The sequence below is a fragment of the Streptomyces sp. NPDC040410 genome (genome assembly GCF_055595715.1).
The window spans coordinates 450,294-475,484 of record NZ_JBVIVK010000003.1 but is presented as its reverse complement, the minus strand read 5'-3'; the positions used below and the strand labels follow the sequence as shown (position 1 = coordinate 475,484).

Here is a 25,191-nt window from a genome sequence, read left to right as displayed (position 1 = left end):
CACTGGCTTTCAACGGCGTCGTCGGAGCTCGACTGCCGGTACGTGACCGACAGCGAGCTGTCGTAGTACACGCCCTTGGCCGGAGTGACGGGTCGCGGCGCCGCCGCTGCTGTTGGGCGTCCTGCCCTGGAAGCAGACCGTCAGCTTGTGGCCGGTGCTCCCGCCGTCTCCGCTGCCGTCCGCGGCCGAGAGCAGGGCGCCGGCGTAGCCGGACTCGCCGGGGGCGAGCGTGGTGACGGCGGCGCCGGTCGAAAGCCGTGCCTCCGGAAGCCGTGCTTTCGTCCCGCGGTCGAGCCCGAGGCGGGTCACAACGGGCGCCCGGCCTACGAGTTCCCCCTCGGCGGCTCGCAGTGGCCGTGGCCGAGGGCGAGGGATCCTAGCTACAATCCCGCACTGTTGATCCGCCGTCCGACCCGTTCAGGGAGAGCCAATGTCCCAACTGCCGTCCCGACGCGCCATGTTGCGCGGAATGGCCACCACCGCAGGGGCCGTGGTCATCGGCTTCGACCCGATCGGCCGGAACTGGGCCGTCGCCGCGACACCGACGGACCAGGCGGACGACGCACTGGTGGGCCTGCCCCACCTGGACGGGACGCTGCTGACCGACGACGCCTCGCTCATCGCCGCCGCGGACGACTTCGGTCACATCATCCACCGGCGGCCGGTCGCGGTGCTGCGACCCGGTTCGGTCGACGACGTCGTCGCCATGGTCCGCTTCTGCAACAGGCACGGTCTGAAGGTCGCCCCGCGCGGCCAGGGCCATGCCACGTTCGGCCAGGCGCAGGTCGACGGGGGGCTGGTCATCGAGACCACGCCGCTGGCCGGGATCGGTGCCGTCAGCGCCCAAAGCCGCACGGTCACGGTCGGCGCGGGCGCCAGGTGGAGCGATGTCACCAAGGCCACCCTGGTCAAGGGGCTCACCCCGCCCGTCTTCACCGACTACCTCGAACTCTCCGTCGGCGGCACCCTGTCCGCGGGCGGCCTGGGCGGACAGAGCCACCACCACGGCGCCCAGGTCGACAACGTCACCGAGCTGCAGGTCGTCACCGGCGCGGGCGGGCTGGTCCGCTGCTCCCCGACCCGGCACCCCGACCTCTTCCGCGCCGTCCTCGCCGGCCTCGGACAGTGCGCCATCATCGTCGGCGCGACCATCCGCCTGGTCACCGCGCCCACGACCGTACGGCACTACCTGCTGCCTTACGACGACCTGAACACCTTCCTCGCCGACCAGCTGCTGCTGGTCACCGACGGCCGCTTCGGCTACGTCGAGGGCCAGGTCGCCGCCGACGAGAGCGGCGCCTTCCGCAACTACACCCTGGAAGCCGTCTCGTACGACGCGCACCCGGACGATGCCCGGCTCCTGGCGGGCCTGCACCACGACCCCTCCGGCGTCCAGACGGCCGACCTCGCCTACTACGACTTCCTCGACCGGCTCGCCGGTCCCGTGGCCGCGCTCAAGGCGGCGGGCCTGTGGGCGTACGCGCACCCCTGGCTCAATCTCCTCATCCCCGGTGACCAGGTCGCCTCCGTCGCCGGCGGCATCCTGGACGACCTCACCCCCGCCGACCTCGGCCCCGGCGTGGTGCTCCTCTATCCGCTGCTGCGTGAGCGCTTCCACCGGCACCTGCTGCGCATGCCGGACGACCCGGTCCCGTACCTCCTCGCCGTCCTGCGCACCACCCCGCCCGAGGACACCGCCACCGTCAACCGCCTGCTGTCCGCCAACCGTGCCGCCTACCAGGCCACCGCCGCGGCCGGCGGCACCCAGTACCCGGTCGGCTCCATCCCCTTCAGCCGCGCCGACTGGCGTGCCCACTTCGGCTCCGCGTGGCCCTTCCTGGTCGCCGCCAAGCGGCTCTACGACCCGGGCAATGTGCTGGTGCCGGGACAGGGGATCTTCTGACGTGGCGTGATTCTGGCGCGGCACCAGCGGCCGGAGGGCAGCGGGGATGCCGACGTCGACCCGGACGGACTCGACGCGGCGGTGCTCGTCGCGGAGGGGACGCCCGCCGACGACGGGCCCTCGTCGCGCAGGCCCTCTCCGTCCTCGCACGCGGTCAGCGTGAGCGCCGCGAGGGCCGCCGTGGTGGCGGCGAGCAGCCGGAAGAGGGCGGGACATGCGGACATGGGACTGCCCTCTCGTGAGTCGTTCGGGGTCGACCCACAGCCTGAGGGGTCACCAACTCCGGCTGCCACTCTCGCCGGGGGATTCGGGACACCGGATCTGTGGGACGGCGGCTGACCTGCGGGGATGACGTGTCCCAGAAAGGTGGCGTGGGACGCGGGGACGGGTGCTGCCCGAGCTGTGGGCAGCATCGAGTTCCGCTGAGAGTCGGGTGGTTGACCACGTGTCGACCGATGAATGGCCGGAGACGCCGAGACCGGCCCGGGGCTGCGGCCAGTCCGTATCACGGAAACCTACTTGTAGGTGGCACGTACTTCTCTAGGCTGCGGGGCACGCGAGTCGCCGCAGCCGAAGGAGCATGTCATGACCATAACCGAGCCCGCACCGGCGCCCATCCATGCCGCCGCCCCCGTGCCGCCGCTCGCCGCGCGGGCTCGTTCGATCGGTGGTTCGGCCGTACGGGACATCCTGGCGGTCATCGCCCGCCCCGAGGTGATCAACTTCGCGGGCGGGCTGCCGGCGCCGGAGCTGTTCGACGCGGAGGCGATCGCGGCCGCGTACCAGGCGGTCCTCACGGAGGCGCCCGCGCAGGCGCTCCAGTACTCCACGACGGAGGGCGAGTCCGTCCTCAGGACCGCGCTCGCGGGGCGGATGTCGTCGCGCGGGCTGCCCACGGACGCCGACGACGTCCTCGTCACCACCGGCTCGCAGCAGGCGCTGTCGCTGCTCGCCACCGCGCTGCTGGACCCCGGGGACACGGTGCTCGTCGAGAACCCCTGCTATCTGGCCGCCCTGCAGGCCTTCGGCTTCGCGGGCGCGCGGGTCGTCCCCGTGCCGGGGGACGGGGACGGGGTCGACCCCGACGCGCTGGAGGAACTGGTGGTGAGGGAGCGCCCCAAGCTGTTCTACACCGTCCCCACCTTCCAGAACCCCACCGGCCGCACCATGCCCGCCGAACGCCGGGCCGCCGTCGCGTCCGTCGCCGCCCGCCGGGGCCTGTGGATCATCGAGGACGACCCCTACGGCGAGCTCCGCTTCGAGGGTGCGCGGGTGCCGTGGATCGCCTCCCACGAGGGGGCCGGGGACCGGGTCGTGCTGCTCGGCTCCTTCTCCAAGGTCATGGCACCGGGCCTGCGGCTCGGCTGGCTGCGGGCACCCGGAGACCTGCGCAGGGCCTGCACGGTCGCCAAGCAGGCGGCGGATCTGCACACGCCGACCGTCAACCAGCTGGCGGCTGCGCGGTACTTGGCGGACCGTGATCTGGACGCGCATGTCGCGCGGGTGGCGGATGTGTACCGCGAACGTCGCGACGCCATGCTCGGCGGGCTGGCGGAGGCGTTGCCGGAGGGGTCGACCTGGGGGCGTCCCGAGGGCGGGATGTTCCTGTGGGCGCGGCTGCCGGAGTCGTACGACACGACAGCCCTGCTCGCCGAGGTCGTACGGCACGATGTCGCCTACGTCCCGGGCGCGCCCTTCTACGCCGGTGACCCCGACCGCTCGACGCTGCGGCTGTGCTTCGTGACGCAGACGCCCGAGGAGATCGGGGAGGGGCTGCGGAGGCTGGGGAAGGGGCTCGGGCTGCCGGGCCGCTGACGGCGGCCCCGCCCACTCAGTCCCACCAGAAGGACCAGACCTCCTGGCCGACCAGCTGTTCGGCGTACGACCGCAGCGAACTGTCGCCGTTCTGAAGGACGTTGTCCGGGCAGAACGCGAAGTGCTCGACGGCGACCGCCTCGGCCGCGGCAAGGGTGGCGGGCGGAGCGGCGACGGACGCGACCAGCGTGTCGAAGCCGAGCGCCACGACCCGTATGCCGAAGCGGTCCTCCCAGGAGCGGAGCACCGAGCAGAGGCGCGCCACGTCGTTCTCGTAGTTCAGGGGGCCGGACCAGCCGATGGCCGCCGGGATGTCGGCGGAACGGCGGGCCGGGACGAGGGCGAGGCGCGGCTCCTTGAACCAGGAGCCCTCGTCCAGGAGGGAATCGGCGACCACGGCGGCGCGGGTGTCGGGGTCGGCCTCCAGCCGGGGGGCAGTGGCGAGGCCGGGCCAGTCCGGGCCGGGTGCGTCCTCCGCGTTCTCCTCCCAGAACTCGGCCAGCACCTCCTCGGCGTCGTGATCCCCCGGGTACGACATCTCCCCGGGCATCAACTCCCACTCCTCCGGTCCGCCTTGGCTCCCGCCGACGTCGACGAGCACCGGGAGCAGCCCCACCCGTGCGCCGGGCGAGCCCAGCCGCGCCCAGTTCCCGGAGGAGGCCGGGCGTCCCGCATGCCACAGCAACGGCTCGTGCCACGGCCCGTCGTCCGTCGTGTCGATCAGTCTCCCGGGAGGGAGTTCAAGCCCGAGTACGCGCCCGCTCGGATCGGCTGCCAACCGGGGCAGCGGATTGGGAAGTTTCGCCATGCCAGTGACTGTAGGGGCAGGCACTGACAATCACAGGGCCAGGTCCGTCCGGGTTCATGACTGGTCCCATACCTCGACGGTCAGCACCTGGTCCGGGGGACACGCGGCCATGCGGTCGGAGTGCAGCTCCACGAGCCGGGGCTCGGAGATGGCGGGATGACGGACATGGGACGGCGGCCCATCGGCGAGCAAGGGCAGCACGTCGCCGGCGCGAGCGGTGTAGCGGTTGGGGTACCCGTTGTGTGACAGCTGCTCGGCCCTGCCGGCCTCCACGAGCTCCCTGAGCCAATCCAACCCCAACACGCCGACTTCCCACCGCGCCAGGACAGCCGCCTGGCCGGCCTCGACCGTCTCGCGGTCCATCTGCCCCGGAGTCCGGCTCGACACAATGACGTACCAGCCAAGCATGCGGCGGTTCCCTTCTCTCCAATGGTGTCCATTAGAGAGTTGCCGTGAGTGCATGCGAGGAGGACTCAGACGCGTAGGTCACCTCGCCTCGATGCGTATGCGGTGAACGCGGCCCAGGTTTCGGGGGCGAGCCGGAGGGTGGGGGCGCTCTCTTCCGGGTTCTTGGAGTCGCGGATGTGGATGGTGTGGGGGGTGGTGGCGACTGCGAGGCAGGCGCCGCCCTCGTCGCTGCTGTAGCTCGACTTGCGCCAGGTGTAGGCGACTTCGAGGCATTCGCCGCCCTCGTCGCCGCTGTAGGTCGACTTGAACCACTGAAGTGCGGTGCTCATTGCTCTCCTAGCAGACGGTCGAGCAGGACTTTCGACTCCTGCGGCGTCAGGGCCTGTGCTCGCAGCATCGCATACTTGCGCGCGAGGATGGACACCTCGTTCGGGTCGGAGACCCACTGGCTGCCGCGTTGGCCCTCGATGTAGGCCAGGTGCTGGTGGTCCGGGGTCTCCAGGAGTACGAAGGGGCCGTTGAGCCCGGCGTGGGACGTGCTGGACATCGGCAGGAACTGCACTGACAGGCCCGGCAATTCGGTGCACTTGCGCAGGTGAAGCAGTTGTCGGGTTCGTACTTCGGGGCCGCCGACCTCGAGGCTCAGGACCGGCTCCCACACGACGAAGCTGACGGTCGGCGGGATCTTGCGCCACAAGATGTCCTGGCGGCCCAAGCGGGCGGCCGTCCTCGTCTCGACCTCGTCCGCGTGGTATGCGGGAACGCGTTCGCGTAGGACAGCGCGTGCGTAGGCCTCGGTCTGAAGGAGGCCGGGCAGGACCTGGTTGGCGTACGAGGAGAGGGCGATCGCCTCACGTTCGTGCTCCATGTACAGCTCCGCCCACATGGGGAACTGATCGATCTCCGGCAGGTTCTCCACCCCCGCCGCCAGCATCCCCTTCGTGTCCAGGACTTGGTCCAGCAGCTCCGCGAGATCCGGCTTCAGCGGCCGTCTGCCCTGCTCGATCGACGCGACGGTCTCCTCGTCGAGCATCAGCTGGTCCGCGAGGGCGCGTTGGGTGTAGCCCGCCGCACGGCGTGCCGTGCCCAGCTGGACGCCCAGCATCCTCATGGCCGAGAGGTTCTTCTTCCGCGGAAGCTTCCTGGAGTTCATGCTGGTCCAACTCCCCACGCCGCCCGTACGCGACCCCGTGCGAACCCGTACAAAAAATCTGTACGGGTTCACTCAGTGATCAACACTAGTGACTCTCTGCGACTCTCGTCCCGTGAACGAGACGATCCAACTTCCGCCCCTGCGCGAGAGGTTCTTCCGCCGGGACCGCCGGTCCGTCACCACCGCCCGGCGTTTCGCGTGCGAGACCCTGGCCGGATGGGGGCTGGCCGGAAGCGAGCGCGCCGACGACGTGGTCCTCTGCGTAAGCGAGTTGGCCACTAACGCGTTGCTGCACGGGGTGCCGCCGAGCCGCCACTTCCGGGTGTTCCTGCGCTACGACGGCCACGTACTGCGGGTGGAGGTGCACGACAGCGGACCCGGCGTCCCCCGCATCGCCGACCGGGCCGACGAGGGCGGTCGCGGGCTGCTGCTCGTGGCGGCGCTCAGCGACAAGTGGGGAGTGGCGGAGCGGGAGCTCGGAAAAGCGGTGTGGTGCGAGTTCGAGCTCCCGCCGCGGGCCGTCAGAGCCGCTCGGGCGTCCTGATGCCCAGCAGGGCCATGCCCTGGTGCAGGGTGCGGGCCGTCACGTCGCACAGGAACAAGCGGTTCTCCACCTGGTCCGGCGTCTCGGCCTTCAGGACCGGGCACTTGTCGTAGAACGACGTGTACAGGGACGCCAGCTGGTAGAGGTACGCCGCCAGCTTGTGCGGGGCGTACTCCGTCGCCGCGTCCGCCACCGTCTCCGCGAAGGCGTCCACGTGCAGGCCCAACGCCCGCTCCGCTTCGGCCAGTCCGAGTTCCGGGTGGGCGGACGGGCGTACCTCGCCGGCCTTGCGCAGGATCGACTGGATACGGGCGTACGCGTACTGGAGGTACACGCTCGTGTCGCCGTTCAGCGAGACCATCTGGTCCAGGTCGAACTTGTAGTCCCGGTTCGCCGACGTCGACAGGTCCGCGTACTTCACCGCGCCGATGCCGACCTGGGTGCCACGCTCGGCGATCTCCTCGTCGGAGAGCAGGTCCTGGGTGTCCTTCTCCCGGACGACGGCGGTCGCGCGCTCGATCGCCTCGTCGAGGAGGTCCACCAGCCGTACCGTCTCGCCCTCACGCGTCTTGAACGGCTTGCCGTCCTTGCCGAGGACCGTGCCGAACGCCAGCTGGTGCGCCTTCACGTCGTCGCCCAGCCAGCCCGCCCTGCGGGCCGTCTCGAAGACCATCTTGAAGTGCAGCGACTGGCGGGCGTCGACGACGTAGATCAGGCTGTCCGCCTTCAGGCTGAAGACCCTGTCCCTGATCGCGGACAGGTCCGTCGCCGCGTAGCCGTAGCCGCCGTCCGACTTCTGCACGATCAGCGGGACCAGGTTGCCGTCCGGGCCCTTGATGTCGTCGAAGAAGACGCAGAGGGCGCCCTCGGAGCGGACCGCCACGCCGGACTCCTCGAGGAGGCGGCAGGTCTCGGCGAGCATGTCGTTGTAACCCGACTCGCCGACGATGTCCTCGTCCCGGATCTCCATGTCCAGCTTCTCGAAGACGGAGAAGAAGTAGATCTTCGACTCGTCGACGAACTTCTGCCACATGGCGAGGGTGTGCGGGTCGCCCGCCTGTAGGTCGACCACCCTGCGCCGGGCCCGCGTCTTGAACTCCTCGTCCGCGTCGAACAGCTTCCGCGCGGCCTTGTAGAGGCGGTCGAGGTTCGACATCGCCTCCTCGCCGGTCACCTCGGCGGCCTTGTGGTCCAGCTCGTGCGGGTGCTCGTCCAGGTACTGGATGAGCATGCCGAACTGGGTGCCCCAGTCGCCGATGTGGTGCCGCCGGACCACCGTCTCGCCCGTGAACTCCAGGAGCTGGACCACCGCGTCACCGATCACGGCGGAGCGCAGATGGCCGACGTGCATCTCCTTCGCCACGTTCGGCTGGGCGTAGTCGATGACCGTCGTCCCCGGGTGCTCGGCGACGGGCACGCCGAGGCGGGCGGTGTCCGCGTACCGCGCGGCGAGGTTCTGCGTGATCGCCTTGTCGCTGATCGTGATGTTGAGGAAGCCGGGGCCGGACACCTCGATGTCCTTGATCGGGTCGAGCTCGTCTCCCGACTCGATCCGCGCCACGACCCGCGTCGCCAGCTCCCGCGGATTGGCCTTCGCCTTCTTCGCCAGCGCGAGGATCCCGTTGGCCTGGAAGTCGGCCCGGTCGCTACGTCGCAGCAGCGGGTCGGCGGAGCCGGCCTCCGGCAGGGCTGCCGAGAGGGCGGACGCGAGGCGCTGATTGACGGAGTCGCTGAGGGACGTGACCGGGGCCATAGGAATGGGAGCCGTTCTCCTCGTGGGGATGGACAGACCTGCCCAGTATCCCATGGGGCGTAAAGCGGTTTTCCCGGTCGCAACTCGTTCTGTGAGAATGGGGTGTCACCCCGTTGAGAAAGAAGGACGTGCCGATCGTGGCTCAGAGCACCGAGACCACCGACTGGGTCTCCCGTTTCGCGGATGAGGTCATCGAGGAGTCGGAGCGTCGGGCCCCGGGCAAACCGGTCGTCGTCGCGTCCGGACTCTCCCCCTCCGGGCCCATCCACCTGGGCAACCTGCGTGAGGTCATGACGCCGCATCTCGTGGCCGACGAGATCCGCCGACGGGGCCGCCAGGTCCGGCACCTGATCTCGTGGGACGACTACGACCGGTACCGGAAGGTGCCCAAGGGCATCGCCGGCGTCGACGAGGAGGCCTGGGCCGAGCACATCGGCAAGCCGCTGACCTCCGTCCCGGCCCCGGCGGGCTCCGCCCACCCGAACTGGGCCGAGCACTTCAAGGCCGCCATGATCGAGTCGCTCGCCGAGCTGGGCGTCGAGTTCGACGGGATCAGCCAGACCGCGCAGTACACCTCGGGCGCCTACCGCGAGCAGATCCTGCACGCCATCAAGCACCGGGGCGACATCGACGCGATCCTCGACCAGTACCGCACCAAGAAGGCCCCGGCGAAGAAGCCGCAGCAGCAGAAGCCGGTCGACGAGGCCGAGCTCGAGGCCGAAGAGGGTTCGGGCGCGGCGAGCGAGGACGACGGCAGCTCCGGCGCCGCCGGCTACTTCCCGTACAAGCCCTACTGCGGCAACTGCGAGAAGGACCTCACCACCGTCGCGTCCTACGAGGACGACACCACCGAGCTGACATACGCCTGCACCGCGTGCGGCTTCTCCGAGACCGTCCGGCTGAACGAGTTCAACCGCGGCAAGCTGGTGTGGAAGGTCGACTGGCCGATGCGCTGGGCGTACGAGGGCGTCGTGTTCGAGCCGAGCGGTGTCGACCACTCGTCTCCGGGCTCCAGCTTCCAGGTCGGCGGGCAGATCGTCGGCATCTTCGACGGCAAGCAGCCCATCGGGCCCATGTACGCCTTCGTCGGCATCAGCGGCATGGCCAAGATGTCGTCCAGCCGCGGCGGAGTCCCCACCCCCGCCGACGCGCTGAAGATCATGGAGCCGCAGCTGCTGCGCTGGCTGTACGCCCGCCGCAGGCCCAACCAGTCCTTCAAGATCGCTTTCGACCAGGAGATCCAGCGCCTCTACGACGAGTGGGACAAGCTCGACGCCAAGGTCGCCGAAGGGGCGGCCCTCCCCGCCGACGTCGCCGCGCACGCGCGTGCGGTGCGGACGGCGGGCGGCGAGCTGCCGCGCACGGCCCGGCCGCTGCCGTACCGCACGCTGGCCTCCGTCGCCGACATCACCGCCGGACACCAGGACCAGGCACTGCGGATCCTCAGCGACCTCGACCCGGGCAACCCGCTCGGCGCCCTCGACGAGGCCCGGCCGCGGTACGACAAGGCCGAGGCGTGGATCAACACCCACGTCCCCGCCGACCAGCGCACCATCGTCCGCGACGAGCCCGACGTCGAGCTGCTGAAGTCCCTCGACGAGCAGGCGCAGCAGTCGCTGCGGCTGCTGCTCGACGGGCTCGCGGACCACTGGTCGCTGGACGGGCTCACCCACCTCGTCTACGGCGTGCCCAAGGTCCAGGCCGGGTTCTCCGCCGACGCCACCCCCAAGGAGCTTCCGGCGGAGATCAAGACCGCCCAGCGGTCGTTCTTCGCGCTCCTGTACCACCTGCTCGTGGGGCGGGACACGGGGCCGCGACTGCCCACACTGCTGCTGGCCGTGGGCCAGGAGCGGGTCCGGACGCTGCTCGGGGAGTAGAGCCGCCCGCGGTACGACGACGGGGGCGCCCGGTGATCACCGGGCGCCCCCGTCGTTCGCTCAGGCGATGTGGTCGGCTTCGAGTTCCGCGGTGTGGCGGTTCTGGAAGCGCAGGACCATGCGCTTGGCCTCGGCGTCGAGGACGGGGACACCGTACGTCGCCTCGACGTTGTTGCTGAACTCGCGCGGGGTCGGATAGCCGCTGCCGTCTATCGACTGCTTGAAGACCTGGTAGAGCGACTCCTCGTCCGGCTCGGGGGCCGGGGTGCCGCCACCTTCGCCGAGCTCGCGTGTGCGGCCCGGGCCCGCCGGGATGGGGAAGCTGCCGGTCTCCTCCGGAGACGGGTCCTGCGGGGCCGGGGGTTCCTCGTACCGCTCCGGTTGCTGCTCCTCGTACTGCTGCTGTTCCGCGTACCACTGGGCGTACTGCTCGGGGTCGTAGGTGGGGTCGTAGTCGCCGTGGTACTCGATGTGCTGCGGGGGCTGGAACCAGGGGCTCTGGTCGTCGTCGGGCATGTGGTCGGGCTGCTCGGCGTGCTGGTTGCCCGCCAGTTCCAGGCGCTGCTCGCCGGCGGGTGCCGCTCTCTGCGGGACGGGCGCCGCCCCAGCGGCACGATGGCCCGCAGCCACCTGCGTTTCCGGCTGCGGCGCCGGGGGCAGCAGCGCCGGCTCTATGCCCGCCGCCGCCAAGCCCGCCGGAGCCGTCTCCGCCAGGGGCACCCCGTACCTCGCCAGCCTCAGCGGCATCAGGGACTCCACCGGAGCCTTCCGTCGCCATGATCGGCCGAAGCGTGAGCGCAGGCGGGCCTGGTAGACGAGACGCTCCTGCTCCAGCTTGATGACCTGCTCGTAGGAGCGCAGCTCCCACAGCTTCATGCGGCGCCACAGGAGGAACGTCGGGACGGGGGAGAGCATCCAGCGGGTGAGGCGGACGCCCTCCATGTGCTTGTCGGCGGTGATGTCCGCGATGCGGCCGATCGCGTGCCGGGCCGCCTCCACGGAGACCACGAACAGGATCGGGATCACCGCGTGCATGCCCGTGCCCAGCGGGTCCGGCCAGGCCGCCGCGCCGTTGAACGCGATCGTCGCGGCCGTCAGCAGCCACGCCGTCTGGCGCAGCAGCGGGAAGGGGATGCGGATCCAGGTGAGGAGGAGGTCCAGGGCCAGCAGGACGCAGATGCCCGCGTCGATGCCGATCGGGAAGACGTAGGAGAAGGTTCCGAAGCCCTTCTTGACGGCCAGCTCGCGGACGGCCGCGTACGAACCGGCGAAGCCGATGCCGGCGATGATCACGGCGCCGGTCACGACCACGCCGATGAGAACGCGGTGCATCCGAGTCAGCTGCAGTGGCGCGGCCACCCGTACTCCCCTCCCCTTGCGTGTTGGTGCGCGCAACAGGGTGGCACATGTGTACGGCGGACGCGTTGCCGGTACGTCAGGAGCCCGGTCCCCGAAAGGGCCGGGCTCCTTCAAAAGGCTTGGCTGAGCTGCAGGTTAAGTGCTGGTGTGACAGTCAGCTCTTCTTCGACGCTGACTTGGACGGAGACGCCTTGGCGGCCGACTTCGACGGCGACGCAGAAGGCGTGGAGTTTGCCGTGCCCGAACCCGTGCCCGGACCCGAGCCGGTACCCGAACCCGTGCCGCCGCCGTTCGCCGACGTCACCGCAGCCACCGCCTCCTTGGCGGCCTTCTCGGCAGCCTTCTTCAGCGTGGCGACGCTCGGCGTCTTCTCGCCGGCCAGGCCCGCACCGTTGTAGTCGACCGTGACGACGACGTTCTCCACACGCGCCACGACCGTCTGCTGCTTGAAGGCGCCTTCCTTCTTCTTCAGGTCGTACTGCACCACCGTCGCCTCGTCGCCCGTCCCGGCGACCGGCTCCGACTTGGTGTTCTTCGCGCCCTCCACCGCCTGGGCGTCCCGGACCTGCTTCTCGAAGTACGCCCGCGCCTGCTTGTCGGCCGGGCCGCGCGAGACGTCCGAGTCGAATCGGAGCAGCGACACGTTCAGCCAGCGGAACTGCGAGCCCTTCACGCCGTTGTTGTCCAGGCTGCTCCAGGAGCAGCTGGCGCGCGTCGCCGTGTCGTCCGAAGCGCCCTCCTTGCCGGACTTGACCCCCTTCGGGACCAGATCGCCCAGCGTCTTCTTCGACAGCACCGCACAGGACTTGGGGAGCTCCCGGTACGCCGCCGCCTGGACCGTCGGCGACGCGCTCGCGGACGCCTTCGTCTCGCCGGCCGGGCTCTTGCTCCCGCCGCCGTCGGAGCCGGAGTCCGAGGAGCAGCCGGCCGCGAGCAGCACCACGGGGACGGCGGCCGCGCAGACAAGGACGCGGTTCAGGCGCTTCGCTCGCTGGTCGGTCCCCCACTGCCGGAACGGCGTGGGAGGTACCCCCATGTCTCGATGTGCTGGTCGCTGCATGGTTCCTTCACTCATGACGCTTGTGGTTCCTGCCGTCGGATCGGGTCCGAGGGGCCACGGTACGCGGTGAGGGAGCAGTGCGGTCTCGATTCGTCTGCTTTGCGTACGGGGGCACGGGGGCGGCGAAGGCACGCTATTCGGCGAGCGCGTCCGCCAGCTGAGCCGCCAGTTTCCGGGCCCTGTCCTGCATTTCCTTGCTGTCCGGGACCGCGCCGACCGTCGCCGGCTGCTCCTCGTACTCGATCGTCACGATCACGTTGGACGTGCGGAACGCCACAGTCACCGTGCGCTGCTGGGCCGTCGAACCAGCGCTGCTCAACGCGTCGTCCAGGAAGGCCTCGTCGCCGAGATCGTCGAGGACGCGGGGCTGGAGGTCCGAGGGTGTGGTGGAGGAGGACGGGGGCACGGAGGACGACGAGGAGGACGAGGAGGACGAGGAGGAGGCGGGCGAGGAGGCCGTCGAGGAGGGGGAGTTGCCCGGGGCGGGGGAGGAACTCTCCTCGGTTGTGACGGGTGCGGCCGGCTCCGGGAGGTCCGCCGCCGTCACCTTCTTCGCGAACAGCTCCTCGGCCTGGCTGTCGTCACTCACGGAGCTGTCGTACGCCACGACCCGCTCGAAGTCGACGAGCAGATGGTTCGTGGCGTCCGCCGAGTCCACCTTCCAGCGGCAGCCGACCTTGCGGTCCGTGTCGTAGGTCAGCGTCGGCTCGCCCGCGTACGCCTTCTCCTGCTGCACCTCGTCCGTGAGCTGCCTGATGCCTGGCAGGAGCGAGTCGAGGGTGCCCTGGCTGACCGCGCCGCAGGGTTCCGGGAGCGTTCGGTACTTGCCGGGCTCGGCCGCCGGGGTCGCCGTACCGGCGTTGCCGGGGTTCGCGGCGTCCGTCGTGCCGTCGTCTCCCGGACTGCCGGTGCAGCCGGCCAACAGCGCCGCGAGGAGCGCGACGACGCCGGATACGTGGGCCTTCCGCTGCACGGTCGGGCTCCTCTCGACAGTCTCTCGGTGCCGGTCTCTCGGCGTCCCCGCTGGTTATTCGCTTGCTGCGCGGGGGCGTCCCCCGCAGACAATGTGTATCGCACGCACTGCCTTGAATGCCGGTCCGTTGTCCTTTTTCGTCGACCTTGGCGCTGGTTTTGCGAATCAAGACTTCTGTTTGTTTTCCGGGGGAATGAGGGCGATATGTCGTACGTGGAAATGCCGGGCGCGAAGGTTCCGATCCGTATGTGGACCGACCCCGCGACGGTCGAGGACGTGGCACTGCAGCAGCTGCGGAACGTGGCGACCCTGCCGTGGATCAAGGGCCTGGCCGTGATGCCGGACGTGCACTACGGGAAGGGTGCGACGGTCGGATCGGTGATCGCGATGCAGGGAGCCGTGTGCCCCGCGGCGGTGGGCGTGGACATCGGCTGCGGGATGTCGGCGGTGCGGACCTCGCTCACGGCGAACGATCTTCCGGGGGATCTGTCGCGGCTGCGGTCGAAGATCGAGCAGGCGATTCCGGTGGGTCGCGGGATGCATGACGACGCCGTCGACCCGGACCGGCTGCACGGCTTCGCGACCGGAGGGTGGGACGACTTCTGGCGGCGGTTCGACGGGATCGCCGATGCGGTGAAGTTCCGCGAGGAGCGCGCCACGAAGCAGATGGGGACGCTCGGATCGGGAAATCACTTTGTCGAAATATGCACGGATACGACAGGTTCTGTCTGGCTAATGCTGCACTCCGGTTCCCGGAACATCGGCAAGGAGCTGGCCGAGTTCCACATCGGCGTCGCCCAGAAGCTGCCGCACAACCAGGGCCTGATCGACCGCGACCTCGCCGTGTTCATCGCGGACACCCCGCAGATGGCGGCATACCGCAACGACCTGTTCTGGGCGCAGGAGTACGCGAAGTACAACCGCTCGATCATGATGGCGCTCCTCAAGGACGTGATCCGCAAGGAGTTCAGGAAGGCGAAGCCGACCTTCGAACCGGAGATCAGCGCACACCACAACTACGTGGCCGAGGAGCGCTACGAGGGTATGGACCTGCTCGTGACCCGCAAGGGCGCGATACGCGCGGGCTCCGGCGAGTACGGGATCATCCCGGGCTCGATGGGCACGGGTTCGTACATTGTGAAGGGACTCGGCAACGAGAAGGCGTTCAACTCGGCCTCGCACGGCGCGGGTCGGCGCATGAGCCGCAACGCGGCCAAGCGGCGCTTCTCGACGAAGGACCTGGAGGAGCAGACGCGGGGCGTGGAGTGCCGTAAGGACTCCGGTGTCGTGGACGAGATCCCTGGCGCGTACAAGCCGATCGAGCAGGTCATCGACCAGCAGCGGGACCTCGTGGAAGTCGTCGCGAAGCTCAAGCAGGTTGTCTGTGTGAAGGGCTGACCCCCGCACGCACGGGGCCCGAGCCGACCCGGCTCGGGCCCATCGGCGTCAATGGAGCCGCTTCTCCGGCAGGGTCACCGCGTACGGGCTGCCCAACCCGCCCTCCTTGGGGCTGTTCGCCGACCACCCGGTAGCCCGCCGACTCGTGGTACCTGCGCAGGCGGGGGTTGGTGGCGAGGCAGTCAAGGCGGGCAAAGAGGCGGCCGGTGGCGGCTACGCGGGATTCCGCCTGGGCCGAGAGAGTCCGCGCGAGAGGCGGACGTGCCGCCCGTCCGCCGTCGTACAGCCGCCGAGGTCGCGGAAGTTGTTCAGGCCGTCGAACGGTGTGTGCCTGTTCACAGGCGGTGACCCTATTCGGGGGCGTGGGTCACCGCGTAGATCATCACGAACGCCACGATGTGGATGCCGAAGAGGAAGTAGGCGAGCCACATCCACATGTGGCGTTCGTCGCGTTTCTCCTCCTTCAGGCGCTCCCGCTCCCGCTCGGCGTCCGCCATCACGACTCCCGGTGGACCTTCGTGTTGGACGCCTGCGCGCGCGGGCGCAGGACCAGGAGGTCGACGTTGACGTGGCTGGGGCGGGTCACCGCCCAGGTGATCGTTTCGGCCACGTCGTCCGCGGTCAGCGGTTCGGCCACGCCCTTGTAGACACTCGCGGCCTTCTCCGTGTCGCCGCCGAAGCGGGTGAGGGCGAACTCGTCCGTCTTGACCATGCCGGGCGCGATCTCGATGACCCGGACCGGCTTGCCGACGATCTCCAGGCGGAGGGTCTCGGCCAGGACGTGGGCGCCGTGCTTGGCGGCGACGTAGCCCGCGCCGCCCTCGTAGGTGCCGTGGCCGGCGGTGGACGACACGACGACGACCGTGCCGTCGCCGGTCGCCTCCAGCTTCGGGAGGAGGGCCTGGGTGACGTTGAGGGTGCCGAGGACGTTCGTCTCGTACATCGTGCGCCAGTCGGCCGGGTCACTGGTCGCGACCGGGTCGGCGCCCAGTGCGCCGCCCGCGTTGTTCACGAGCACGCCGATCGTCTTGAAGGCGGTGGCGAACTCGTCGACGGCGGCGCGGTCGGTGATGTCGAGGGTGTACGCGGTCGCCTGGTGGCCCGCTGTGTTGATCTCCTCCGCCAGCGCCTCGATACGGTCCTTGCGGCGGGCGGTGAGGACGACGCGGTAGCCGGCCGCGGCGAGTCGGCGAGCCGTGGCGGCGCCGATCCCGCTGCTCGCACCGGTGACGACGGCGATGCGGGTGGCGGCGGACGGTGCGGCGGTGGCCATGGGCTGCTCCTCGGACGTGGTCGAAAGCCTGTCCGGCCAGGATAGGCGGGCGGGATGTCCGGCTCGTCCAGGGGTCGGCCCGAGCGGGGTCTTGGTGGGAAAATGAGGTGGGTGATCCTTTCCTGAGCGGAGGTGGATCATGGGACAGGCACGTGAGGTCATGGACCGGCTCACGGAGGCGCTGACCACGCACCCGGACCTCAAGGTCATCGCCGAGTTGTACGCGCCGGACGCGGTCGCCGTCACCCCCGACGCCGGGGAGATCCACGGGCGCGACAACATCGTCGAGTACTGGCGGCAGATGACGGAGGCGGTGCCCGAGGCGACGTACGAGCCGGTGTACTCGTACGAGGCCGGGGACACGGCGATCGACGAGGGGTTCTTCCACGGGAAGAACACGGGCCCGCTGCAGCTGCCCTCCGGCGAGACGCTGCCCGCGACCCAGAAGGAGGTCCGGATCCGCGGGGTGGACTTCGCCACCGTGGAGGACGGCCACATCGTCAGCTACCGGCTCTACTTCGACCAGATGGAGTTCCTGGAGCAGCTGGGGCTGCTCCCCGACATGCCGTTGTGAAGGCGCCCCCTCAGTCGCCCCGCGGCCCGTACATGATCATCGCCATGCCCGCGAGGCAGATCAGCGCGCCCGCGGCATCCCAGCGGTCGGGGCGGTAGCCGTCGGCGACCACACCCCAAAGGATCGAACCGGCCACGAAGATCCCGCCGTACGCGGCGAGGACGCGGCCGAAGTGCGCGTCCGGCTGGAGGGTGGCGACGAAGCCGTACGCGCCGAGGGCGAGGACACCGCCCGCGGCCCACAGCCAGCCGCGCTGTTCGCGCACGCCCTGCCAGACCAGCCAGGCGCCGCCGATCTCGAAGAGCGCGGCGACGACGAAGAGGGCCGCGGAGCGGAGGACGAGCATGCGCGCAGCTTCGCATGCCCTCCCGCGGCGGTTCGCGGCGCCTGTGTCGCCCGACGGGCCGCCGGTTCGTCTCCGGGCCGCCGGTGTCGTCTCCGGTCCGCCTGTGTCACCTGATGGAGGGCGCCTGCCCCGCGCTCTTCGTGGGATACATCCGGAGACGTCCCCGTACGACTACGACTACGGCTATGGCGGTCCGAGGAGTGGGTGGCATGCGGAAGCAAGTGCTTCGGGTTCTTGCGGTGTGGGGTCTCGCTCTGGCGTGGGCGGGCGGGGCGGCGTTGCCGGCCCGCGCCGTGGCCGTGGGCCCCGAGGCCGATCTTGCCTATCACGGCTCCGTGACCATGGCCGCGGGGCGGGTCGACCTCCGGTTCACTCCGCGCAATCACGGTCCGTCCGCCGCTCCGGACGTGACGGTGAGGCTGCGCTGGTCGGAGCAGCTGGCGGACCGGCAGGTGCTGCCGGCCGGGTGTGCCCGCTCCGGGGCGCGGGTGGTGCTGTGCCGGATCGGGGCGCTGGCCGCGGACGGGCTGGGTGAGCAGGTCGGTCTGCGTGTGCGGCTGCGCGGTACTCCGTCGGAGGCGATGCTGGAGATCGACACGGTGTGGAGCGGCGGGGCGGTGGACCGCAACCGGCAGAACGACCGGCTGCGGGTGCTGGTCCTGGACACCGGCGACGCGTACTACTTCTGACGGCGCCTCGGCTTCTGCGTCGTACGATCTCTGCTCGGCGCAGAGGACAACAGTGGGAGGACGGGCGGTATGGCCGGCAAGGCACGAGAGCGACTGCTGGACGAGCTGTCCACGGTCTCCCGCCGCTCCATGGCCGCGTACGCCCTGTTCAACCAGGCCGTCGCCGACCACCTCGGCCTGCACCCCACCGACCTGCAGTGTCTGAACCTGCTCACGCTGGAGGGCGGGCCGGTGACGACGGGCCGGATCGCCGAACTGACGGGGCTGACGACCGGGTCGGCGACGCGGCTGGTGGACCGGCTGGAGCGGGCGGGTCACGTCGTGCGGGAGCGGGACGCCGCCGACCGGCGCAAGGTGCTCGTGGCGACCGTTCCGGAGAAGGCCGCGGAGTTCGGGCGGATGTGGGACCGGCTGGGCGGCGGCTGGGTCGGCCTCTTCGACGACCTCGACGACTCCCAACTCGCCGTGATCGTCGAGCACATGAGGCGTACGACGGAGTTCAGCGCGGCGCAGGCGGCCCGGCTGCGGGCGGGGGACGTCTAGGACCTGTCCGGGCGATCACGGCGAAGGAAGGCGGCGGCGCCCTGTCGGTTCCGGTGAGCTGGGTGTGGTGCGTGCAGATGCAAGGCGGAGGAGGGCGTCGACGCGGAGCGTCGGCAACCGATGACAACGCGGCAGATGTGCGTGCCACACCCCGCGTCTCCGCAGTGATCGGCCGGACAGGTCATAGGCCCCTGCCGGTGACCCTGGTGGCTTCCAAGGTGTGCCGAGCGGGGCATCGTTGCAGTTCAGAGACTCGTCGGCCTTGCTGGGTCAGTGGCGTTGCGTCCGGGTCCCGTCGTCGCATTTCCCGTCTTGACGACAGGACTCACCCCGCCTGGCTCTCGGTGTCGTATCGCTCGCGCGCCTCGTGTACCTGCTCTATGTGCGTCTCCGCCCAGTCCTTCACCGCGACGAGGAGTCGGCTGAGACTGAGGCCGAGCGGGGTGAGTTCGTAGTCGACGCGGACCGGGACCGACGGGGTGACCGCGCGGGAGAGAATGCCGTCGCGTTCCAGTGAACGCAGTGTCTGCGTCAGCATCTTGGGGCTGACGCCCGCGATCTTGCGGCCGAGGTCGCTGTAGCGCATGGGGCCGGGGGCGAGGGCCGCGACGACGAGGCTGACCCACTTGTCGCTGATGCGGTCCAGGAGCTGGTTGGTGGGGCAGCCCCTGAGAAACGCGTCGTACTCGGCACGGGCCTGTTCACGCCGCTGGGCCGCCGTCATGGTCGCCATGGTTCCTGGCCTCCGCTCACTTCCCGGATACGTACGCACCTTCAGGTAACTACTTACCAATCGATAGTAACTCTTCCTAGGGTTGCTGACAGCTGAGGAGATACCGAAGCGAACAGCGACGATCAGGGAGTTTTCAGTCATGCGTGCTGCAGTGGTGACGACGTTCGGCGGGCCCGAGGCCGTGCGAGTCGTGGAGACCGGGGTGCCGGAGCCCGCCGCGCGACAGGTGCGGATCAAGGTCGCGGCGGCCGCGCTGAACCCCGTGGACGCGGGGGTCCGCGCGGGCGTCTTCGGTGGCGCGGGCCAGCAGATCGGGCTCGGCTGGGACGTGGCCGGGACCGTGGACGCGACGGGGACCGCCGGCGCGTGGAGTGTGGGTGACGAGGTGGTGGCTCTCCTCTACGGCACGGTGAAGCCGCTCGGCACGCACGCCGAGTACGTCGTCGTCGACACGGACGCGGTGGCCAAGGCGCCGGCCACCGCCGACGCGGTGCACGCGTCCACTCTGCCGCTGAACGCGCTGACGGCGGTACAGGCCCTGGATCTCCTGGAGTTGACACCGGGGCAGACCCTGCTCGTGACGGGTGCGGCGGGTGCGGTCGGCGGATACGCCGTCCAACTCGCCGCCCACCGCGGGATATCGGTGACGGCGGTGGCCCGGGAGGACGACGAGGAACTCGTACGGTCCCTGGGGGCTGCGCACTTCGCCCATGGTGCCGTCGGGGCGGGCAGCGTCGACGCGGTGCTGGATGCCGCGGTCCTCGGCGACAAGGCCCTGGGGTGGGTACGGGACGGGGGTGCGTTCGTCGGCGTCATCCCGCAGGCCGCCCCGGCCCCCGTGCGCGGGGTGCGGACGACGGCCGTCGAGGTGAGCGCCGACGGGGCCCGCCTGGCGGAACTGGCCGGGCTCGTCGACGAGGGCGTGCTGACGCTGCGGGTGGCCGAGACGTACGCCTTGGACGAGGCGGCGAAGGCGCACGCCCGGCTCGGGGAGCGCGGAGTGCGGGGCCGGCTGGTGCTCGTGCCCTGACCGGGGCCGCGTGCCCTGGGGGCGGAGTCAGTGCACGCCCTGCGCGTACGCCGTCGGTGACACCCCCACGGTCGCCGTGAAGTCCCGGACCAGGTGGGCCTGGTCGGCGTATCCCAGGTCGGCGGCGAGGCGCGCCCAGTCCACCGCCTCCTCGGTCCGGGCGCGCTCCAGCGCCTCGTGGATGCGGTAGCGCAGGATGACCCACTTGGGGCCGACGCCGACGTACGCGGCGAACAGGCGCTGCAGAACCCGTACCGACATCCCCTCCGCGCGGGCGAAGTCGGCGACGCGCCGGATCGTGCGGTCGGCGCGGATGCGCTCGACCAGAGCCGTCGCGAGGCCGGCCTGCGGGTCGGGGTGCGGGTCGAGGGCGAGGAGGAAGGCGTCCAGGGCGGCGACGCGGGCCGCCTCGGCGGCCGGGGCGAGGATCGGGGCGGGGTCCGTGTCCGGGAACACCTCGGGCTGCCGTATCCGTCGGCCCGTCCATTCCGTGACCGGCCGCCCGGGAGCGAAGGGGCGGAAGCTGCCCGGCCGGAACTTGATGCCGCAGACCCGCCCCCGGCCCTCCAGCTTCTGCGTGAACAGGCCGAGCTGGACGCCCGCGACCTCGACGAAGGGTTCCTGGCCCTCGAACCGCTGGAAGACGATGTGCACCGCGGGGTGCGGGACCACCTGGGAGACGTACGGCTCGGTGAGGTCCCAGTCGATCAGCCAGTAGTGCTCGACGTGGGGGCGCAGGGCCTCGGCGGGTTCGAGGCGGCGGAAGCGCACGCGTGCGAAGAGCTCCGCGGCGTCGACGATGCCTCGGGTGTCTCGGCGTGGGGCGGCCATGTCGCGATCGTAGGACGGGGCACTGACAGCCGTCGGATCAGCGAGGGTCCGGAGCCTCGGCGTCCTGCAGCGGGCCTGACGGTGAGAGCCCAGTAAGAAGGGTGATCGTACGACCGCTCACTCGGTCCAACCGCCGGAGGCCTTGGCACACTGAAGCCGTGTCCCGAACTGTGCTGCTCGCCGAAGACGACCGCGCCATCCGTCACGCCCTGGAGCGCGCCCTGACCCTGGAGGGCTACCAGGTCACCGCGGTCGCCGACGGCGTCGAGGCGCTCGCGCAGGCCCACCGCACCCCGCCGGACGTACTGGTCCTCGACGTGATGATGCCCGAAATCGACGGCCTCCAGGTCTGCCGTGTCCTGCGCGCGGAGGGCGACCGCACGCCGATCCTGATGCTGACGGCGCTCGTGGAGACCGCGGACCGGATCGCCGGCCTGGACGCGGGCGGGAGCTGGAGCTGACCCGCACCGAGTTCGAGCTGCTCGAACTGCTGGTGCGCAACGCCGCGATCGTCCTCGACCACGCCACCATCTACGACCGCATCTGGGGCTACGACTTCGGACCCGGCTCCAAGAACCTCGCCGTCTACGTCGGCTACCTGCGGCGCAAGCTCGACGAGCCGGGTGCGCCGCAGCTGATCCACACGGTGCGCGGTGTGGGTTACGTGCTGCGGGAGGACTGAGTGGGCCGCCTGAGGCGGCTGCTGGGCAGACGGCGGCCCCGGCTCCTGTCCCTGCGGACCACGTTCGTGGTGTCCTTCGCGGCCGTGACCGCCGCCGTCACCGTCCTGGTCGGCGTCCTGTCGTACTCGGCCGCCGCCCGGCTCGTCCGCGTGGACCAGGAGTCCGTGTTCGACGAGGTCGTGCAGGACCTGCGGGGCGAGGTGCGGCAGCACGGGATGGCGCCGGACGACTTCTCCTCGGCGGCGCCGGGCCACGACATCGTGCGGCCGGCCCGTACGGACGTGCAGGTGCTGGGTCCGGACGGCACGGTCGTCGACCCCGGAAACCCGGGACTGCCGGTCACCGGCGCCGACCGGACGATCGCGCACGCCGCCACGGCCGGGCGGATCACCGAGCACAAGGACGTCGACGTCGGCAGCGACGTCTACCGCATCGCGACCGTATCCCTCGGCGGCGGCCGGGGCGCGGTGCAGGTCGCGCAGGAGTTCAGTGACACCGAGGACCTGCTGCGCGCGCTGCAACAGCGCACGCTGATCCTGATGGCCGCGGTCGTGGTCGCCGCGGGCCTGTTCGGCTGGTGGCTGGCCCGGCGCATCACCCGTCGGCTGGTCATCCTCACGTCCGCCGCCGAGGACGTCGCCCGCACCCGGCGCCTCGGCATCGAGGTCCCCGTCACCGGCTACGACGAGGTGGGCCGCCTCGGCCGCGCCTTCGACCGCATGCTGGGCCGCCTCGCCCAGTCCGAGGAGGACCAGCGGCGTTTGGTCCAGGACGCGGGACACGAGCTGCGTACGCCGCTGACCTCCCTGCGGACGAACATCTCGCTGCTGCGCCGCATCGACGAACTCCCGCCCGCCACCCGTGACGAACTGGTCGCCGACCTGGGCCAGGAGGCTCGCGAGCTGACCGACCTCGTCAACGAGCTCGTCGACCTCGCGGCCGGCCAGTCCGACAACGGGCCGCCGCAGCGGGTGGACCTCGCCGACATCGCCGAGGACGTGGCGGGCCTGGCCCGGCGCCGCACCGGGCGGGAGATCCTGGTCCACGCGAGCGGCGACACGACGACCGACGGCCGGCCGGGCATGCTCCAGCGGGCGGTCTCCAACCTTGTCGAGAACGCGGCGAAGTTCGACAGCGCCGGTACCGCGCCCATCGAGATCAACATCGCGGGGCCGGCCCGGCCGGGAATGGTCCGTGTCGATGTCCTCGACCGCGGCCCCGGCATCGCCGACCGCGATCTCGTCCGCGTCTTCGACCGCTTCTACCGTGCCGCCGACGCCCGCTCCCTGCCCGGCTCGGGCCTCGGCCTGTCCATCGTCCGGGAGGTGGCCCTCGCCCACGGGGGAGCGCCGTTCGCCTTCCGGCGGGACGGCGGCGGGACGGTGATCGGGTTCACGGTGGGCGGGGGGCTCACGAGCGGGGAGTGGCGGGGTCCAGTGGGGCCGTGACCGGCGCGGCGGACCGGTCACGGCATCCCGTGCTCAGCCCTTGACCGCCGAACTGGCCACCCCTTGGACGAACCAGCGCTGGAAGAAGGCGAAGATCACCAGCACCGGCAGGACGAGGAGGACGCCGAAGGCGAGGATCTGGCCCCAGTCGGGGGGCTGCTGTCCCTGGAAGACGCTCATCTCCAAGGGGAGGGGGCGGACCGACGGGTCGGAGACCATCAGGACCGGCCACAGGAACGAACCCCACTGCGTGAGGAACGTCAGGATCGCGACCGACGCGAACACCGGCTTCGACATCGGGACGATGATCGCGAAGAAGGTCCGCCAGGGTCCCGCGCCGTCCAGCCGGGCCGCCTCTTCGATGCTCGGCGGGATCGAACGGAAGAACGTGTGGAACTGGTAGACCGAGAAGGCGTTGGCGACGAACGGGATCGCCTGGATGTAGACGGTGTTGCGCTGGTCGTTGAACATGTAGAAGAGCGGCACGGCCACCGACTCGAACGGCACCAGCATCAGCAACAGGACGAGGGTGAAGACGGCCTCCCTGCCGCGCCACTTCAGCCGTGACATGCCGTACGCGGCCATCGAGTTGACGAACAGGCCGCCGGTCACCACCACGAACGCGACGAGCAGCGAGATGCCCATGAAGCGCCAGAAGTAGCCGGTGCTGCCGGAGTCGAGAGCGTCGAGTACGTGCTTGTAGTTGTCGAAGGTCAGGTGGGTGGGAAGGAAGCCGGAGAGGCCGTTCAGTACCTCGTCGGAGGGCTTGAGGCTGCCCAGGAGCAGGTACAGCACAGGCAGGACGAAGATGAACGCCAGCACGCCGAGGACGGTGTAGTCGGCGAAGCGGCGCAGGGGAGCGCGGGTCGTGGCCATGGGGGTCAGTCCTCGTTGTCGGGCCGGACGACGCGGCGCTGGATGAGGGTCAGGGCGACGACGATCAGGAAGAAGACCACGGTGATCGCGGACGCCTGGCCGATGTTGTTCTGGTCGAAGGCCGTGGTGACGGCCTGGTACATCACGGTCCGGGTGGCGTCCTCGTCGAGACCGCCGCCGTGGATGAGGACGTACACCTGGTCGAAGACGCGGAAGGACAGCACCGAGGTGAGCATGGCGACGAAGACGAGGGTGTCGCGGATACCGGGCAGGGTGACGTGCCGGAACTGCTGCCATCGGGAGGCCCGGTCGAGCTGCGAGGCCTCGTAGAGCTCGCCGGGTATCTGCTGGAGGCCGGCGAGCAGGATCACCATCTGGAAGCCGACGCCCTGCCAGACGGACAGCACGACGATCGAGGCCATGGCGGTGGCTGTGTCGCCGAGCCAGTCGAAGGCGCCCCAGTTGCCGAAACTCACGGCGTCCAGTGCGGAGTTGAGCAGGCCCTGGTCGCTGCGGGCGAGGATCAGCCGCCAGATGACGGCGACCAGCGTCATCGGGAAGACGACCGGCATGAAGAACAGGGACCGGAACAGGCCGATGGCCTTGAGTTTGCGGTTCAGCAGGATCGCCAGGGCCAGAGCGAGGCCCGTCTGGAGCGGTACGACGACCACGGCGAAGGTCAGGTTGTTGAGCAGGGCCCGCAGGAACGGGCCGGCGAGGTCGGGGTCGGTGAACAGCCGCCGGTACTGCTCCAGGCCGAAGAAGGTGGGAGCCAGCGGCGAACCGAGGCGCACGTTGTAGAAGGAGAGGACGACGGCATAGCCGAACGGGATGCCGACGAAGGCGACGAGTCCGGCGACGGCGGGAGCGGACATCAGCACGCCGTGCACCCAGTCGCGGTTCCTGCGCGCCGGACGAGCGGGCTTCACGGCGGTCATGGGTGGGGTCTGCTCCCGGTCAGGCGTCGCGGCGTGCGCGGGTTCCACGGTTTTCACGGGTGAGTCCTGTTCCCGGACGCGGGGGGGGGGGGGGGGGGGGGGGGGGGGGGGGGGGGGGGGGGGGGGGGGGGGGGGGGGGGGGGGGGGGGGGGGGGGGGGGGGGGGGGGGGGGTACG

General features: G+C 70.4%; 27 protein-coding genes and 2 pseudogenes. 11 read left to right on the top strand and 18 right to left on the bottom strand.

Annotated elements, in window-relative coordinates; genetic code table 11:
- Positions 1 to 11 precede the first annotated feature (11 nt).
- Positions 12 to 240: pseudogene (locus ACZ562_RS09600) on the bottom strand (DUF4232 domain-containing protein); the annotation flags it as partial.
- A 229-nt stretch (positions 241 to 469) separates the two neighbouring features.
- Here ACZ562_RS09600 and ACZ562_RS09595 point away from each other — a divergent pair.
- Positions 470 to 1,903: an FAD-binding protein gene (locus ACZ562_RS09595; protein ID WP_471175623.1), complete on the top strand. Its 1,434-nt coding sequence runs from the start codon at positions 470 to 472 to the stop codon at positions 1,901 to 1,903.
- Here ACZ562_RS09595 and ACZ562_RS09590 read toward each other — a convergent pair.
- A complete protein-coding gene (locus ACZ562_RS09590) occupies positions 1,858 to 2,127 on the bottom strand; it encodes a hypothetical protein (protein WP_471175621.1) in 270 nt (89 codons plus the stop codon). The genes ACZ562_RS09595 and ACZ562_RS09590 overlap by 46 nt on opposite strands.
- 361 nt (positions 2,128 to 2,488) lie before the next feature.
- Between ACZ562_RS09590 and ACZ562_RS09585 the strand changes: the two genes are divergently transcribed.
- Positions 2,489 to 3,718, top strand: coding sequence for an aminotransferase-like domain-containing protein (locus tag ACZ562_RS09585; RefSeq protein ID WP_471175619.1), 1,230 nt, complete (start codon positions 2,489 to 2,491; stop codon positions 3,716 to 3,718).
- Between the two features lie 16 nt (positions 3,719 to 3,734).
- Here the strand turns inward: ACZ562_RS09585 and ACZ562_RS09580 are convergent, their stop codons facing one another.
- The 4 genes from ACZ562_RS09580 to ACZ562_RS09565 all read right to left on the bottom strand — a co-directional run bounded on the left by ACZ562_RS09580 (position 3,735) and on the right by ACZ562_RS09565 (position 6,087).
- The gene (locus ACZ562_RS09580) at positions 3,735 to 4,526 is read right to left on the bottom strand and encodes a DUF4253 domain-containing protein (protein ID WP_471175617.1); all 792 of its coding nucleotides are present in this window, start codon (positions 4,524 to 4,526) and stop codon (positions 3,735 to 3,737) included.
- Between the two features lie 54 nt (positions 4,527 to 4,580).
- Positions 4,581 to 4,889, bottom strand: a complete 309-nt coding sequence (locus ACZ562_RS09575) for a hypothetical protein (RefSeq protein WP_471175615.1) — start codon at positions 4,887 to 4,889, stop codon at positions 4,581 to 4,583.
- Positions 4,890 to 4,999: 110 nt separating this feature from the next.
- Positions 5,000 to 5,263, bottom strand: coding sequence for a DUF397 domain-containing protein (locus ACZ562_RS09570; protein ID WP_471175614.1), 264 nt, complete (start codon positions 5,261 to 5,263; stop codon positions 5,000 to 5,002).
- Positions 5,260 to 6,087: a helix-turn-helix domain-containing protein gene (locus tag ACZ562_RS09565; RefSeq protein WP_471175612.1), complete on the bottom strand. Its 828-nt coding sequence runs from the start codon at positions 6,085 to 6,087 to the stop codon at positions 5,260 to 5,262. Before ACZ562_RS09565 ends, ACZ562_RS09570 begins: the two co-directional genes overlap by 4 nt.
- 112 nt (positions 6,088 to 6,199) lie before the next feature.
- On the opposite strand from ACZ562_RS09565, the gene ACZ562_RS09560 reads away from it, so the two are divergent.
- Positions 6,200 to 6,631 carry an ATP-binding protein gene (locus ACZ562_RS09560; protein WP_471175610.1) on the top strand — a complete coding sequence of 144 codons (432 nt, stop codon included), beginning with the start codon at positions 6,200 to 6,202 and terminating at the stop codon, positions 6,629 to 6,631.
- On the opposite strand, the gene argS is transcribed toward ACZ562_RS09560, so the two are convergent.
- Complete coding sequence (gene argS / locus ACZ562_RS09555; protein ID WP_471175608.1) at positions 6,609 to 8,384, bottom strand: arginine--tRNA ligase; 1,776 nt, start codon at positions 8,382 to 8,384, stop codon at positions 6,609 to 6,611. The genes ACZ562_RS09560 and argS overlap by 23 nt on opposite strands.
- A gap of 128 nt (positions 8,385 to 8,512) precedes the next feature.
- Here argS and lysS point away from each other — a divergent pair, with 128 nt between their 5' ends.
- Positions 8,513 to 10,261, top strand: a complete 1,749-nt coding sequence (gene lysS / locus ACZ562_RS09550; protein ID WP_471175696.1) for a lysine--tRNA ligase — start codon at positions 8,513 to 8,515, stop codon at positions 10,259 to 10,261.
- Positions 10,262 to 10,321: 60 nt separating this feature from the next.
- On the opposite strand, the gene ACZ562_RS09545 is transcribed toward lysS, so the two are convergent.
- The 3 genes from ACZ562_RS09545 to ACZ562_RS09535 all read right to left on the bottom strand — a co-directional run bounded on the left by ACZ562_RS09545 (position 10,322) and on the right by ACZ562_RS09535 (position 13,653).
- Positions 10,322 to 11,620 (bottom strand): DUF2637 domain-containing protein, encoded by a 1,299-nt coding sequence (locus ACZ562_RS09545; RefSeq protein ID WP_471175606.1) that lies wholly within the window; start codon positions 11,618 to 11,620, stop codon positions 10,322 to 10,324.
- Positions 11,621 to 11,774: 154 nt separating this feature from the next.
- Complete coding sequence (locus ACZ562_RS09540) at positions 11,775 to 12,695, bottom strand: DUF3558 family protein (RefSeq protein WP_471175604.1); 921 nt, start codon at positions 12,693 to 12,695, stop codon at positions 11,775 to 11,777.
- A 118-nt stretch (positions 12,696 to 12,813) separates the two neighbouring features.
- The gene (locus ACZ562_RS09535) at positions 12,814 to 13,653 is read right to left on the bottom strand and encodes a DUF3558 domain-containing protein (protein WP_471175602.1); all 840 of its coding nucleotides are present in this window, start codon (positions 13,651 to 13,653) and stop codon (positions 12,814 to 12,816) included.
- A 204-nt stretch (positions 13,654 to 13,857) separates the two neighbouring features.
- Here ACZ562_RS09535 and ACZ562_RS09530 point away from each other — a divergent pair, with 204 nt between their 5' ends.
- A complete protein-coding gene (locus tag ACZ562_RS09530) occupies positions 13,858 to 15,051 on the top strand; it encodes an RtcB family protein (RefSeq protein ID WP_471175600.1) in 1,194 nt (397 codons plus the stop codon).
- 213 nt (positions 15,052 to 15,264) lie between these two features.
- Here ACZ562_RS09530 and ACZ562_RS09525 read toward each other — a convergent pair whose 3' ends face one another.
- From ACZ562_RS09525 to ACZ562_RS09515, 3 genes are read right to left on the bottom strand one after another with little or no spacing between them, the layout of a single operon-like run.
- Entirely contained in the window at positions 15,265 to 15,390 is a 126-nt protein-coding gene (locus tag ACZ562_RS09525) for a tyrosine-protein phosphatase (RefSeq protein ID WP_471175598.1), read from the bottom strand.
- An 11-nt stretch (positions 15,391 to 15,401) separates the two neighbouring features.
- Entirely contained in the window at positions 15,402 to 15,548 is a 147-nt protein-coding gene (locus ACZ562_RS09520) for a hypothetical protein (protein ID WP_471175596.1), read from the bottom strand.
- A complete protein-coding gene (locus ACZ562_RS09515; RefSeq protein WP_471175594.1) occupies positions 15,548 to 16,324 on the bottom strand; it encodes an SDR family NAD(P)-dependent oxidoreductase in 777 nt (258 codons plus the stop codon). The genes ACZ562_RS09520 and ACZ562_RS09515 overlap by 1 nt, the downstream gene beginning before the upstream one ends.
- A gap of 139 nt (positions 16,325 to 16,463) precedes the next feature.
- On the opposite strand from ACZ562_RS09515, the gene ACZ562_RS09510 reads away from it, so the two are divergent.
- Positions 16,464 to 16,898: an ester cyclase gene (locus ACZ562_RS09510; protein WP_471175592.1), complete on the top strand. Its 435-nt coding sequence runs from the start codon at positions 16,464 to 16,466 to the stop codon at positions 16,896 to 16,898.
- 10 nt (positions 16,899 to 16,908) lie between these two features.
- Here the strand turns inward: ACZ562_RS09510 and ACZ562_RS09505 are convergent, their stop codons facing one another.
- Complete coding sequence (locus ACZ562_RS09505; RefSeq protein WP_471175590.1) at positions 16,909 to 17,244, bottom strand: YnfA family protein; 336 nt, start codon at positions 17,242 to 17,244, stop codon at positions 16,909 to 16,911.
- 209 nt (positions 17,245 to 17,453) lie between these two features.
- Here ACZ562_RS09505 and ACZ562_RS09500 point away from each other — a divergent pair, with 209 nt between their 5' ends.
- Together ACZ562_RS09500 and ACZ562_RS09495 are read left to right on the top strand one after the other, a co-directional pair.
- A complete protein-coding gene (locus tag ACZ562_RS09500) occupies positions 17,454 to 17,933 on the top strand; it encodes a hypothetical protein (RefSeq protein WP_471175588.1) in 480 nt (159 codons plus the stop codon).
- A gap of 69 nt (positions 17,934 to 18,002) precedes the next feature.
- Positions 18,003 to 18,476: a MarR family winged helix-turn-helix transcriptional regulator gene (locus tag ACZ562_RS09495; protein ID WP_471175586.1), complete on the top strand. Its 474-nt coding sequence runs from the start codon at positions 18,003 to 18,005 to the stop codon at positions 18,474 to 18,476.
- 325 nt (positions 18,477 to 18,801) lie between these two features.
- On the opposite strand, the gene ACZ562_RS09490 is transcribed toward ACZ562_RS09495, so the two are convergent.
- Positions 18,802 to 19,209 (bottom strand): winged helix-turn-helix transcriptional regulator, encoded by a 408-nt coding sequence (locus ACZ562_RS09490; RefSeq protein WP_471175584.1) that lies wholly within the window; start codon positions 19,207 to 19,209, stop codon positions 18,802 to 18,804.
- Positions 19,210 to 19,348: 139 nt separating this feature from the next.
- On the opposite strand from ACZ562_RS09490, the gene ACZ562_RS09485 reads away from it, so the two are divergent.
- Positions 19,349 to 20,239: an NADP-dependent oxidoreductase gene (locus tag ACZ562_RS09485; protein WP_471175582.1), complete on the top strand. Its 891-nt coding sequence runs from the start codon at positions 19,349 to 19,351 to the stop codon at positions 20,237 to 20,239.
- A gap of 27 nt (positions 20,240 to 20,266) precedes the next feature.
- Here the strand turns inward: ACZ562_RS09485 and ACZ562_RS09480 are convergent, their stop codons facing one another.
- Positions 20,267 to 21,070 carry a DUF6597 domain-containing transcriptional factor gene (locus ACZ562_RS09480; protein ID WP_471175580.1) on the bottom strand — a complete coding sequence of 268 codons (804 nt, stop codon included), beginning with the start codon at positions 21,068 to 21,070 and terminating at the stop codon, positions 20,267 to 20,269.
- A gap of 170 nt (positions 21,071 to 21,240) precedes the next feature.
- On the opposite strand from ACZ562_RS09480, the pseudogene ACZ562_RS09475 reads away from it, so the two are divergent.
- Positions 21,241 to 21,752: pseudogene (locus ACZ562_RS09475) on the top strand (response regulator transcription factor).
- Positions 21,753 to 23,201: a HAMP domain-containing sensor histidine kinase gene (locus ACZ562_RS09470; protein ID WP_471175578.1), complete on the top strand. Its 1,449-nt coding sequence runs from the start codon at positions 21,753 to 21,755 to the stop codon at positions 23,199 to 23,201.
- Positions 23,202 to 23,234: 33 nt separating this feature from the next.
- Here ACZ562_RS09470 and ACZ562_RS09465 read toward each other — a convergent pair whose 3' ends face one another.
- On the bottom strand, positions 23,235 to 24,077 hold the full coding sequence (locus tag ACZ562_RS09465) for a carbohydrate ABC transporter permease (RefSeq protein WP_471175576.1): 843 nt from the start codon (positions 24,075 to 24,077) through the stop codon (positions 23,235 to 23,237).
- 5 nt (positions 24,078 to 24,082) lie between these two features.
- Positions 24,083 to 25,072, bottom strand: coding sequence for a carbohydrate ABC transporter permease (locus ACZ562_RS09460; RefSeq protein ID WP_471175574.1), 990 nt, complete (start codon positions 25,070 to 25,072; stop codon positions 24,083 to 24,085).
- Positions 25,073 to 25,191 lie beyond the last annotated feature (119 nt).

What these genes read in the sequence shown, in the direction of transcription:
- ACZ562_RS09515 (WP_471175594.1), bottom strand. Translation starts at nt 16,324, where the DNA reads ATGGCCACCGCCGCACCGTCCGCCGCCACCCGCATCGCCGTCGTCACC.
- ACZ562_RS09490 (WP_471175584.1), bottom strand. Translation starts at nt 19,209, where the DNA reads ATGGCGACCATGACGGCGGCCCAGCGGCGTGAACAGGCCCGTGCCGAG.
- ACZ562_RS09585 (WP_471175619.1), top strand. Translation starts at nt 2,489, where the DNA reads ATGACCATAACCGAGCCCGCACCGGCGCCCATCCATGCCGCCGCCCCC.
- ACZ562_RS09530 (WP_471175600.1), top strand. Translation starts at nt 13,858, where the DNA reads ATGTCGTACGTGGAAATGCCGGGCGCGAAGGTTCCGATCCGTATGTGG.
- ACZ562_RS09500 (WP_471175588.1), top strand. Translation starts at nt 17,454, where the DNA reads ATGCGGAAGCAAGTGCTTCGGGTTCTTGCGGTGTGGGGTCTCGCTCTG.
- ACZ562_RS09575 (WP_471175615.1), bottom strand. Translation starts at nt 4,889, where the DNA reads ATGGACCGCGAGACGGTCGAGGCCGGCCAGGCGGCTGTCCTGGCGCGG.
- argS (WP_471175608.1), bottom strand. Translation starts at nt 8,384, where the DNA reads ATGGCCCCGGTCACGTCCCTCAGCGACTCCGTCAATCAGCGCCTCGCG.
- ACZ562_RS09495 (WP_471175586.1), top strand. Translation starts at nt 18,003, where the DNA reads ATGGCCGGCAAGGCACGAGAGCGACTGCTGGACGAGCTGTCCACGGTC.
- ACZ562_RS09465 (WP_471175576.1), bottom strand. Translation starts at nt 24,077, where the DNA reads ATGGCCACGACCCGCGCTCCCCTGCGCCGCTTCGCCGACTACACCGTC.
- ACZ562_RS09590 (WP_471175621.1), bottom strand. Translation starts at nt 2,127, where the DNA reads ATGTCCGCATGTCCCGCCCTCTTCCGGCTGCTCGCCGCCACCACGGCG.
- ACZ562_RS09570 (WP_471175614.1), bottom strand. Translation starts at nt 5,263, where the DNA reads ATGAGCACCGCACTTCAGTGGTTCAAGTCGACCTACAGCGGCGACGAG.
- ACZ562_RS09520 (WP_471175596.1), bottom strand. Translation starts at nt 15,548, where the DNA reads ATGGCGGACGCCGAGCGGGAGCGGGAGCGCCTGAAGGAGGAGAAACGC.
- ACZ562_RS09540 (WP_471175604.1), bottom strand. Translation starts at nt 12,695, where the DNA reads ATGAGTGAAGGAACCATGCAGCGACCAGCACATCGAGACATGGGGGTA.
- ACZ562_RS09580 (WP_471175617.1), bottom strand. Translation starts at nt 4,526, where the DNA reads ATGGCGAAACTTCCCAATCCGCTGCCCCGGTTGGCAGCCGATCCGAGC.
- ACZ562_RS09505 (WP_471175590.1), bottom strand. Translation starts at nt 17,244, where the DNA reads ATGCTCGTCCTCCGCTCCGCGGCCCTCTTCGTCGTCGCCGCGCTCTTC.
- ACZ562_RS09510 (WP_471175592.1), top strand. Translation starts at nt 16,464, where the DNA reads ATGGGACAGGCACGTGAGGTCATGGACCGGCTCACGGAGGCGCTGACC.
- ACZ562_RS09485 (WP_471175582.1), top strand. Translation starts at nt 19,349, where the DNA reads ATGCGTGCTGCAGTGGTGACGACGTTCGGCGGGCCCGAGGCCGTGCGA.
- ACZ562_RS09595 (WP_471175623.1), top strand. Translation starts at nt 470, where the DNA reads ATGGCCACCACCGCAGGGGCCGTGGTCATCGGCTTCGACCCGATCGGC.
- ACZ562_RS09565 (WP_471175612.1), bottom strand. Translation starts at nt 6,087, where the DNA reads ATGAACTCCAGGAAGCTTCCGCGGAAGAAGAACCTCTCGGCCATGAGG.
- ACZ562_RS09480 (WP_471175580.1), bottom strand. Translation starts at nt 21,070, where the DNA reads ATGGCCGCCCCACGCCGAGACACCCGAGGCATCGTCGACGCCGCGGAG.